The sequence below is a fragment of the Photorhabdus sp. P32 genome (assembly GCF_038085095.1).
GTDB classification, from domain to species: domain Bacteria; phylum Pseudomonadota; class Gammaproteobacteria; order Enterobacterales; family Enterobacteriaceae; genus Photorhabdus; species Photorhabdus luminescens.
Genome location: NZ_JAZGJN010000178.1, coordinates 1 through 11,169, shown reverse-complemented (window position 1 = coordinate 11,169; position 11,169 = coordinate 1). Strand labels below are relative to the sequence as shown.

The 11,169-nt window shown below is 38.6% G+C and carries 8 protein-coding genes and 1 rRNA gene; 4 read left to right on the top strand and 5 right to left on the bottom strand.

Annotation, left to right across the window (positions count from 1 at the left end; all coding sequences use genetic code 11):
- Positions 1–102: 102 nt before the first annotated feature.
- From rrf to gntU, 4 genes are all read left to right on the top strand, one after another.
- Positions 103–218, top strand: a 5S ribosomal RNA gene (rrf, locus tag V2H77_RS02025).
- A 1,131-nt stretch (positions 219–1,349) separates the two neighbouring features.
- Positions 1,350–2,345, top strand: coding sequence for a gluconate operon transcriptional repressor GntR (gene gntR / locus V2H77_RS02020; RefSeq protein WP_341497461.1), 996 nt, complete (start codon positions 1,350–1,352; stop codon positions 2,343–2,345).
- 168 nt (positions 2,346–2,513) lie between these two features.
- Complete coding sequence (gene gntK / locus V2H77_RS02015; RefSeq protein WP_341497460.1) at positions 2,514–3,053, top strand: gluconokinase; 540 nt, start codon at positions 2,514–2,516, stop codon at positions 3,051–3,053.
- On the top strand, positions 3,053–4,390 hold the full coding sequence (gntU, locus tag V2H77_RS02010; protein ID WP_341497459.1) for a gluconate transporter: 1,338 nt from the start codon (positions 3,053–3,055) through the stop codon (positions 4,388–4,390). Before gntK ends, gntU begins: the two co-directional genes overlap by 1 nt.
- 110 nt (positions 4,391–4,500) lie before the next feature.
- On the opposite strand, the gene V2H77_RS02005 is transcribed toward gntU, so the two are convergent.
- The 5 genes from V2H77_RS02005 to V2H77_RS01985 form a co-directional block, all read right to left on the bottom strand.
- The gene (locus V2H77_RS02005; protein ID WP_341497458.1) at positions 4,501–5,424 is read right to left on the bottom strand and encodes a GNAT family N-acetyltransferase; all 924 of its coding nucleotides are present in this window, start codon (positions 5,422–5,424) and stop codon (positions 4,501–4,503) included.
- A 211-nt stretch (positions 5,425–5,635) separates the two neighbouring features.
- Positions 5,636–6,853, bottom strand: a complete 1,218-nt coding sequence (locus V2H77_RS02000) for an SGNH/GDSL hydrolase family protein (RefSeq protein WP_341497457.1) — start codon at positions 6,851–6,853, stop codon at positions 5,636–5,638.
- A complete protein-coding gene (locus V2H77_RS01995) occupies positions 6,840–7,982 on the bottom strand; it encodes an SGNH/GDSL hydrolase family protein (RefSeq protein ID WP_341497456.1) in 1,143 nt (380 codons plus the stop codon). Before V2H77_RS01995 ends, V2H77_RS02000 begins: the two co-directional genes overlap by 14 nt.
- Positions 7,969–9,390 carry an MBOAT family O-acyltransferase gene (locus V2H77_RS01990; protein WP_341497455.1) on the bottom strand — a complete coding sequence of 474 codons (1,422 nt, stop codon included), beginning with the start codon at positions 9,388–9,390 and terminating at the stop codon, positions 7,969–7,971. The genes V2H77_RS01995 and V2H77_RS01990 overlap by 14 nt, the downstream gene beginning before the upstream one ends.
- Before the next feature lie 196 nt (positions 9,391–9,586).
- Entirely contained in the window at positions 9,587–10,375 is a 789-nt protein-coding gene (locus tag V2H77_RS01985) for a protein bax (protein WP_341497454.1), read from the bottom strand.
- Between the last annotated feature and the right edge of the window lie 794 nt (positions 10,376–11,169).

Here is an 11,169-nt window from a genome sequence, read left to right as displayed (position 1 = left end):
AAAACGGCTGTCGGAAGACAGAAGAGAGAGATTTTTCGCTTGTTCAGAGATTGATGCGGTGGTTGCGGAAGAGACGCAACGGCCGGAGTAAAACCGAATATGCCTGGCGGCGATAGCGCGGCGGTCCCACCTGACCCCATGCCGAACTCAGCAGTGAAACGCCGTAGCGCCGATGGTAGTGTGGGGTCTCCCCATGTGAGAGTAGGGAACTGCCAGGCTTTAATTTAGCATTGTGTGGCGTTGAAAGCAGCACAAGGCAAAAAAGCAGTAAGTAGGACAACTCCGTCGGGAACGGAGTTGAACGTCGCGAGTCGCGACGGCCCGAAAGGCAAACGGCAGGAAAGTCGTTCGTCAACTGAAAAAGTATATAAATTTGTCGTGCTGCCTGCGTAATTGCAGGCAGCTTTGTATTTAACGGTACATTGTTGTTTCCTTCTGATTAGAATTTGCCTTGGGCAAAGTTTTTTCCATACTTCTTACATGATATAAGTTGCTATTCTTCCCGGAATCGTTGAGATTTCTTTGGGATTTTATCTCATACATTGTAAAAAAACTTTGCTTCAATAAACCGTAGTGCATTTAATGGGACTAGAATTTACACCATGAGCTAGTGCCGTAAATATTATCGCTAAATGAACCAAATTATAGGGAATGGGGTTGGTTCGTCACTTTTAGAATGCCTTCAACACTTTGATGATTAAGTGTATGCGCATGATTTTATTGCCTATGTTTTATCTCCCCGTAGCTGAGTTCAACTTTTCAATGTTCCCAATAGATTTTTAAAATCTAGTCGAGAGGAGAGTTTCAGAACGAATCGGTGAAGTGATAAATCTTTTTATGTCCTATTTGCGCGTTGATAAACAGGTTATTTTCAATATTGGTTTTGAGCACTTTATAACGTAGCTTTTTCTTAATTGGTATAGGTTAACGAGAGTTCTGTCCTAATTGCATTGCATACCGACTTGTACTTAAGCTAACAATGTAATTCATATCGACCTTGAGCTAGTATCGAATGATTAATTTCGTCTGGACATTTCTCCTAAGCTGACTTAATGTCTGTGCCTCTGATTTTGATAGGTTTGGCATCTTAGTCATTGTTATGGTTTGGTTCTTGCTGATTGTGGTGGCGCATTGCTTCTCAATCATTTGGTAATAAATCCTTTTGGTTAACAAAAACCATGTCTTATATTTCCGCTCTAAAGGATGAAATTTTACGGTACATTGAATAAATTGGGGTTACAGTTTCACAACCAGACTAAGTTTAAAAAAATGTATCCTTACAGTGTATAAATATGTCATAACACTGCGTTTATTATCCTAACTTTACTAATTCTATATTGCATTGAAATATGAAGAAAAAACGTCCTATTTTGCAAGATGTTGCTGATCGTGTTGGTGTCACTAAAATGACAGTAAGTCGTTTCTTGCGTAATCCTGAGCAAGTTTCTGAGCAATTGCGAAAGAAAATAGCGGATGCTTTAGATGAGTTGGGTTATATTCCAAATAAAGTGCCGGATATTCTTTCAAATTCCACTAGTCATGCTATTGGTATTTTATTGCCTTCTTTAACTAACCAGGTTTTTGCGGAAGTTATCCGTGGTATCGAATATGTGACGGATCATCATGGTTATCAAACTATGTTAGCTCACTATGGCTATCGCTCAGAAAAGGAAGAAGAGCGTTTGATTTCTTTATTGTCCTATAATATTGATGGTTTGATTCTTTCAGAACGAACTCATACTCCACGAACTTTGAAGATGTTGGAAACGGCTGGTATCCCTGTTGTTGAGCTGATGGATTGTATTTCTCCTTGTTTTGATACGGCAGTCGGCATTGACAACTTTGAAGCGGCTCGGCAGATGACAATGGCAATGATTGAACGTGGTTGCCAGCGGGTGATTTATCTTGGCGCAAGGCAAGATGAAAGGACAATTATTCGTCTGGAGGGTTATGAAGCTGCAATGAAAGGTGCGGGGTTACCAATGGGTAAGGTCATGACGCCAGATAGCTCTTCTTACACATTAGGAGGGCAGTTACTGAATGAAGCCCGGGCAAAATATCCTGATGTTGATGGTCTATTCTGCACTAACGATGACTTGGCTATCGGAGCAATTTTTGAGTGCCAACGTCAAGGGATAGCTGTACCACATGATATTGCAATAGCTGGCTTTCATGGCCATGATGTTGGTCAGGCGATGACACCAAAACTTGCCAGTGTATTGACGTCTCGTGACTTAATGGGGCGGAGGGCTGCTGAATTATTAATGGCTCGGCTGAGGGGCGAACATTTACCGCAAAAAATGATTGATATCGGTTTTCAGTTATCTTTGGGAGAGAGTATCTAATCGGTCTGTTGGATTTGCATTTTTTTGAGTTCATTTGTGATAAATATCACATTTATATTTCTTGAATATTCCGTGTTGTTGCTAATTTCATCTCTACTTCTGATAATGTTACCGATAACAGTTACCGGTAACATTTTGTAGATAAAATATCTACGTTAAGGAGTTTATATGAGCGATACCCAGCATTCGAATCATGTTTTTGTGCTTATGGGGGTATCCGGTAGTGGTAAATCTGCTGTTGCCAGTGCTGCGGCCTATAAATTGGATTCTGCTTTTTTAGATGGTGATTTTTTACACCCAAGATCTAACATTAATAAGATGGCTAAAGGCTACGCACTGAATGATGAAGATCGTGAGCCTTGGTTGAAATCACTGAACCATGCAATTTTTGCTATGCAACGCACAAACCCGGTTTCCCTGATTGTTTGTTCTGCTTTAAAAAAGCATTACCGGGATATACTGCGTGATAATAATAAGAATCTATCATTTCTTTATATGAAAGGCGACTTTGATTTAATTGAAAGTCGATTGAAGGCACGTAAAGATCATTTTTTTAAACCTCAAATGTTGGTATCTCAGTTTGAGGCATTAGAAGAGCCGGGGAGTGATGAACAGGATGTTTATCTAGTTGACATTAGATCATCTCTTGATGAAGTGATAAATCACTCGATAAGAATAATTAATAGTGTCATTTCAGGGGAAAAATAATGAGTACTTTAACCTTAGTGCTGACTGCGGTGGGTTCTGTTCTCTTACTATTGTTTCTGGTGATGAAAGTCAGAATACACGCTTTTGTCGCGTTAATACTGGTTTCTATGGGAGCGGGTGTTTTTTCTGGTATGCCGCTGGATAAAATTGCTGAAACAATGCAAGAAGGAATGGGAGGAACATTAGGTTTTCTGGCTATTGTTGTCGCACTGGGGGCGATGTTTGGTAAAGTTTTGCATGAAACAGGCGCACTGGATCAGATTGCGGTTAAATTACTAAATAGTTTTGGTGAAAAGAATGCTCATTATTCATTGGGGATCGCTGGCCTGGTTTGTGCTTTGCCGTTGTTCTTTGATGTAGCGATTGTTTTATTGATTGGCGTGGCGTTTGCAGTAGCGCGTCGTACTGGCGGTAATGTAGTGAAGCTGGTTATTCCTCTATTTGCTGGTGTTGCAGCCGCCGCAGCGTTTTTGTTACCTGGTCCAGCACCGATGTTGTTGGCTTCACAGATGAATGCTGACTTTGGCTGGATGATCTTGATCGGTATCAGTGCAGCGATTCCTGGGATGTTACTGGCGGGTCCAATCTTTGGTAGTTTTATCAGTAAGTATGTTACTTTGGATTTACCCACCGATATACATGAGCCAAGCCTTGGTCAAGGTAAGATGCCATCTTTTGGTTTGAGTTTGTCACTGGTTCTATTCCCTTTGGCTTTGGTTGGATTAAAGGCTATTGGTGAGAATTTTGTTGAACAAGGTTCTGAATTATATCAGTGGCTTGAATTTATCGGTCATCCATTTTCTGCGATTTTGGTTGCTTGTTTGATTGCTATTTATGGTTTGGCGATTCGCCGTGGGATGAGTAAAGAAAAGGTGATGGATATTTGTTCTTCGGCTATTCAACCGGCTGGCATTATTTTATTGGTGACGGGGGCTGGCGGCGTATTCAAACAAGTATTAGTGGATTCTGGTGTTGGTCCTGCTTTGGGAAATGCGTTGATTGGGGCAGGGTTGCCTATTGCATTAGCGTGTTTCATCCTTGCAGGTACAGTACGTATTATTCAAGGCTCTGCAACCGTTGCTTGTTTGACAACTGTTGGTCTGATTTTGCCAGTTGTTGATCTTTTGGGATATTCTGGCGCCCAGCTTGCGGCCCTTTCAATCTGTATTGCAGGTGGTTCTTTGGTATTGAGCCATGTCAATGACTCAGGTTTTTGGTTATTTGGTAAATTTACTGGTGCAACAGAATCTCAGACACTGAAAACTTGGTCGATTATGGAAACTATTCTTGGAACAACAGGCGCCGTTGTGGGGATGATTTTCTTTGCTGTGATGTAATTCTTCTGCCATCTTAATAACTAAAATTTAAAGTGTTTTTCTCGGCGTTAAATGATGCCGCCTTCTGTAGAAGGCGGACAATAAGCCAACTATGCAGATGATTAATAAAGCTAAAATAGCGTTCTCGCCAATGGATGGCGATTGCACCAGCGATCTTTATAGGCGAGAGAAGGCCTACCAATAGAATAACGCATAATTTTTTGCTGCTGCTGGCAGAGATCTGAAGCATTCTGAATATTTAACCACATTAGAATACTGCCAACACTGAGATTGGAATATTCAGGGTCGAGTCCGCCGTCTACTGCATCAAATGAAATCCATTGGGGACTGTCTGCTTTTATCACTAAATCGTAGGCTGCTGGAGCACCATTGATAGTTAATACATTTCCGTACAGATGTTGTTTGAGTTCGGTATATAATTCAGTTAATTTTTCTTTCTCTTCTTCATTATGCGTTTTATATGTCCAGCGTTTTTCGTACAGTGTAGTGTAAATATCGATGAACTCTTGGCAGGTAAAATCGTTAATTTGATGTATTTCCCCACCAGAGCGCTTAAATTTGTTAATTTCATTACTTCGATTTCTTTTTGTTTTATAGGAAAAATTTTCTTTGGCAAGACAGACTGTTCGCTTGTTTAATCGACCATAAAAAACGTTGATAAAGTTTTCTTTGTGCAGGAGCGATATGGTTTTAGATTTCCCTGGGATGATGGTTTTTAGGTGTTTAGCGATAGGAAAGATAATTTCATCATAGGTGAAAAAGTGGTAGTCCTTTTGATGACTTGCTGCCAGATGATGATCTTTACATGTAAAGTATGCCCCTTCGATAACGTTTTCTATTTGTGGATTTTCTTTGACGTAAAAGATAAAGCTATTGCCAAATTTTTCATTTAAAAAGCGTACAATATCTGGATGAGTAGATATTCCACCACCATAAAGAGAATACGCTTGTTGGTAACGTTCGAAACTGCATTCTTTCCAGCCGGAGATGAGCCTTTTTATAGAGCTGAGAGGATACTTTTTTGGAAAAATCATATTTTAAATACTCTTTTTAACGCTATGTTTTACACATGGTATAAACTTATTTTTCAACGTATTAAATACAACAAAAAAGATGATTTGTCTTTATTAAATGGGTTTTTTGTGAGTTTATACATATTGTAAATCTAAGATTGTAAGTTTAATTTTCATGCACTAAAAACAAAATAAGTATTTAGTACTATTCCCAACCAAGCTTTCTTGTTGCTTATTGATCGAGAATATTTATTAATTGTTGATATAAAGCTTTAGCGCTGCGTTCATAACCTGCGGCTGAAAGGTGAACATAATCAGGACGAGCAAGATCTTGTCGCGCCCAGCTCTTAATTGAGCATTTGCCCCCCATATATTCACGCCAATTCCAGAATAGCGTGTGCTGATCTTGAGCGACTTTTTGCTGAATATGGATAATATTATCCAACATTGTTGGTTGTTGTGCTGTACAACTTGTAATTTGGTTGTTTTTCAAAGAATCACCGGGCCCAATAATAAGGATAACTGCTTGTGGTAACTGATTACGAATCTGCTTTATCTTGGTTTCCAGTTGCTGGCGATAGCTTGATAAATTCAGCGAATGATTAAATGCCTCATTTGTGCCATAAGCGAGGATCACCATATCAGGATGCATTTGAACTAATGTATCAATCCATTCTGGCTGCCACTTATCCATCATATTAATGGTTGCACCATTAATACCCAAGGCAGATAACATAATACCTGGTTGTTTACGTTTGATAAACCAACCACCTAATTTTAATTGATTATTTTGTATCGCCATAATATTAACTGGGAATGTAACTGATTCTTCAGTAGAAAATTGCCAGTGACCGTGGGTTGCCGGTAATTTCAGTATTCGTTTGGTTGCAGATTGAACCAGAATCTGAGCATCACCCGATGCTTGGTATAATGTCTTGAGTTGATAGCGATTATGAGATGGTGTAAACAGTCTTAGAATTAATTGACTTATTTGGCTATCGGGTTCTGCAATTACACCGCCGAGAGGAAAATCAGGACGATTATCTTTGCGGCTGGTCGTGAGTTTCCATTGCCGTTTATCTCCGGTCATACTGATTATTGCGTTACGTTGACCAGGCACATTAATTGGGCTAACAAAACCAATCCCTGCATCGCCAAAACGTTGTTGCAATAAAGAGCGAAGCTTGCCGGTGAAAAGGTCTGCGGCGGTATGAGAATCTCCTATCTGAACAAAATGCAGTTGATTATGACCACTGTTATGCAGTTTATTTGCCAGTAGGGCTAAATTCGGTTCACCAAAGTCTATTAGCTGGTGGTTTTTTGCAGGCTGTTGTATTGGCAATGGCTCTGGTGTTTGTTTATGGCACGATATCAAACTTAAAGAGAGTATGATGACCAAGCCAATGCCGACAGATTGGTATTGCCGACGGAGTTGTTTAACTATTTCCATTTTGTTTGGTTCCATTTTGTTTGGCAGGTTCCTGAATAAATTTAATCAATGAAAATATGTTGTCTGAGATAGTTTGCTGGCCTTTCAAGCTAAAGTGTATACCATCACCGCTTCTGAGTTTAATTTTGTTACTATTGTCGCCAATATAATCGGAATAGTCATTTGCATGATATTTAAAAATATCATTAACCGAAACGTAAATTTCTCCAGCTTTCATTACTTCCGATTGATACAAGGAACTCAGATATTCCATGTTGGCGGAAAGTTTTTTTTGCCGCATGTTGGGAGGGCCAATCCAGATAATATCAGCACCGTGGTTACGTGCTTCAGTGAGGATCGCGTCGATACGTTGGCGATAGAGGCTTTCCCAATCGGGAGTGGCGAATTTCAAGTAGATGTTTCCATGTTTTGGCGGCATATTCCAGGGATCATTTGGCCCTAAAAAAATAACGATTAGCTTGATATCATGGTTGGCTTCCAGTGTTTTATTGATAGTTTCCGGCCAGTTAAAAAAACTGGGATAAGCAAGCCCAGTACTTTGTTTGCTGAGATTAATACTTGAAATACTGTAATCTTGATAGAGCCGACGTTTCAGATGGGGAGCAATACCCTGCATCATAGAATCTCCAGCAAACAGCACTTTATCTTTGGCTGTCAGTGTCACGTTGGTTTTAGCGATAACCATACTGGGGGAAATATTATTCCTTGAATTATGGGGAATTGATGAATTGACGGGATTCGAATGGGGAGATTGCTGTAATAATTCAGGGAAAGTTGCAGGCAGATTTGTAACAGAAGAGGGATAACCGCTCAGAAGCCTTAGTCCGATCTGAAAATCCGCGGGTAGTGTGATATTAGTTTCTTGAAGAGTTTGCGGATGGTTATTGCTGATAATATGTGACATAAAAGCTTCCCCGGCAGCGAGCGCGCCTTGTTCCAGGTTATCACCGAAATCCCAGAGCGGATAACCTTGTAAAGTTGCCCAAAAACTTTGTTGGTGATATTCCTGTTGCCAGAATCTATCCAGTGAACGATGATTTAGCCAGATTAACAGTAGGCTAGTTAATATTACGATAAAAGTGACTTGTCCGGCTGTTTTTAAGTTAGATTTGAATTCAGAAATTGGCATAAATGAATCCTGGTATTCCTTGTGGTGAAAGCATAAATACCAAAGTCAGAATAATCGCTAATGGTATTGGGTAGTATATCCATGAAATCTGAGAATGGATTTTTTTAATCACTATTTTTAGATTAATCAACCACGGATAAATAATAAAAAGTCCCCAGAACATCAGTAACAACCCACGGTTGGCTATTATCGAGTGAAATAAATCTGATGATATCAATTGATTTAATAGTGTTAGTGCATCATCTAGAGTAGGACAACGAAAGAAAACCCATGCCAGACAGACAAAGTGGAAAGTGATAATTCTGGATAAAAATAGGATGACTGGATTTTGGGGGATATTTTGATTTTTTTTGTCAATTGAGGAAAATAACTGATATTTAATATTGAGGATTATTAATCCCAGTCCATGAATAGCTCCCCAGATCATGAAGTTAATTCCGGCTCCATGCCATAACCCAGAGATTACCATAGCAACAAATAAATTAAGATTTTTACGTACAAATCCTTTTTTATTGCCGCCAAAAGGAATATAGACATAATCACGGATAAATTCGGATAAACTGATATGCCAACGGCGCCAGAAGGCTTGTAAATTTTCAGCCAGATAAGGGGCATTGAAGTTTTTAGGTACCCTGAAACCAAGGAGTAGCGCTAATCCGGTAACAAGGTTGGTATAACCAGAGAAATTAAAATAGATATGCCAGGCATAGGCATAGATACCAACCAGAATTTGCCCCGCATTGTAGCTGGCAGGATCATCAAAAACCGGATTGACATAATTTTCGGATAAGTAAGAGCTGAATAAGAATAGCTTGGTTATCGCTAGTGCAATGAGTAATATGGCTTTTGATGGTTCAAGGATTACTCTTGATGAAATCTCGATTTGAGGCAGGAAATCTTTAGCTCGGTTGATTGGCCCGGCAACAATACTTGGAAAAAAGCATAGATATAAAGCGACATTAGGAAATGATGCTTTGGGCATTTCTTTTTTTGCGACAGCGACGACATAGCTGACGGAATGAAATACATAGAAAGATAAACCCAAAGGGACGAGTAGGGTCAGTACAGGTAAATCTATGGATAAGCCAAATTCGGCAAATGCTTGTTGGAGGCTTTCCTGAAAGAAGGAATAATATTTGAATAGAGTGAAGCACCCCAGAATACCTATCGTCAGGATCGTAAACGTGATGCGATTGGATAGAAATTTACTGGCTATGTTTGTTAAAAGATAAATAAATAGCGTATAGCCAAATAGGATGCCGGCGAAAAGTGGATTAAAGGAAAAGACAAACAGATAACTTGCAATTATTAGCAAATAGTTTTGTGTTTTCACATTTTTTTGTAGCATCCAATACAAGAGAAAGAAGGCAACAAAGGAACCAAGAAACTCAAAAGAAAAGAAATTCATATTAAACTCTGGCCAATCATTTTGTCTCGATATAGGTTAATATTGATTGATATTATAGTATCTAATCTAAACATTCTATCAATGAAAAGAACAAACTGATGGACATAAGGAAATCATCCGTCCCATTGTTGGCTATGGTAACGGATGATATTGGTATTTAGCACAAAATATTCATGATAATGGTTTACTTAAGCCCTTAGTCATGGTCGTTTTTAGCTAACTTTTGCGCCTGAGTAATAAGCCCTTTATTGCTGTTAAATACTTTGTGCAGGTAGTTGTTGTAAGTTGAACCCAATTGTGAATACCCTTCAAGATTATCAATCAATTTGCTGGTATTTAGTGATTCTTGAAGGTTTCTCTGCTTGGCGCGTGAAACACGTAATGATTCATAAGCGTTATGAGTATTCATATTTTTCATATAGGCTTCGACAGAATCATTGATGGTTGGGTAAGAGAAATAACCCTTTATTTTACCTTGGGTTTTCTTACAGTTGTTACCGCAACGCATACCGAACAAGTTGTTATTCTGTTGTGCAAGTTTAGATGTTCCCCAGCCAGATTCTGTTGCGGCCTGAGTGGCGACAAAATGGGTCGGGATGATATCAACACGATTTAGTAGCTTGTTCCAGTTAACTTTTTTAGGCGAGCTGCTACAGCTCACGTTGTAGTTTTTGCAAATTTGGCGCAGGCGCTTGGTATCCTGTATGGACCAATGCTTGGCATGTTGGTGTTCCAATAGCCATTTCCGTTCCTGCATAATTTGTTGATTGTGTTTATCAATCACAGGGACAACAACATTTAAAAACGCTTTCTTACGTAGGGTGCCCGAAGGGTATTTTCGCAAATCCGGCAAACTGCTTTGCATGTCATTGTGAGAATACTCTATGCTTTTAGCGGTGCTGGTTGAGGCGTGACTAAAAGCGGAAAACAATAGTGAGATAAAGAAAGCGAAGATGGCAGTTGTCCTCATCGTTTGAGAGGGCATTGCTTTTCCTCGTTTGTTCTGAATAAAAAACAAGCTGATGTTAGCAAAATAAATCCACCATAGCCAGAGTTATTAGCGATTCATAAATATATTTTCTGTAATAAAAGTTATTATTTTGCTGGTTTGTTCTGTGGTTTTTTATTAATTTATATATGGTTATGTGCTATTTGTGTACAAAATATTACCTATCTGGGTTGAGTTATTCATCAGATATAATCATGACTTTTTAGTTAATTGTGTGCCTGTAAGTCGCTTTCTCAACAGAAAAGCGATTTGTAAACCAGCTAGTATAATATCGAAAGTGATTTAACTTAGTTTTATATAGTACTGTTAATTATAGTACTGCTAATCGTAAGAACACCGCGGCGAGTAATAAACTAATTGATATTAATATTGCCGTTATAAGAATAAGTATCATTTTCATAAAAAGGTAACCTGTTACCGAAATGGTCTCTTTCCTCTGTGAGTTAAAATTAAGTCGTATCTGTCAGGCTTAATCTAATCTTATAATATATCTATTGTTATTGGTGCGGTGCAGGATATTCGATATGGTTCTAAATGTTAAGTTAAAATAAGTAACAATGTGTTACAAATATTTACTCCGGGTGATATTGTTAGGGGGTAATAATGGAGGTGTATATAAGAATAAAAAAATTTTAATAATTTATTTGTTGATAATATAAAAATTTATCTTTCTATTTTTATATTAAAGGTATTTTTGGGGAGTGAAAATTATATTTTTATTATGTTGGGTTAAATTGTTTCTTACATTTTTGCATTACGTGTAATTATAT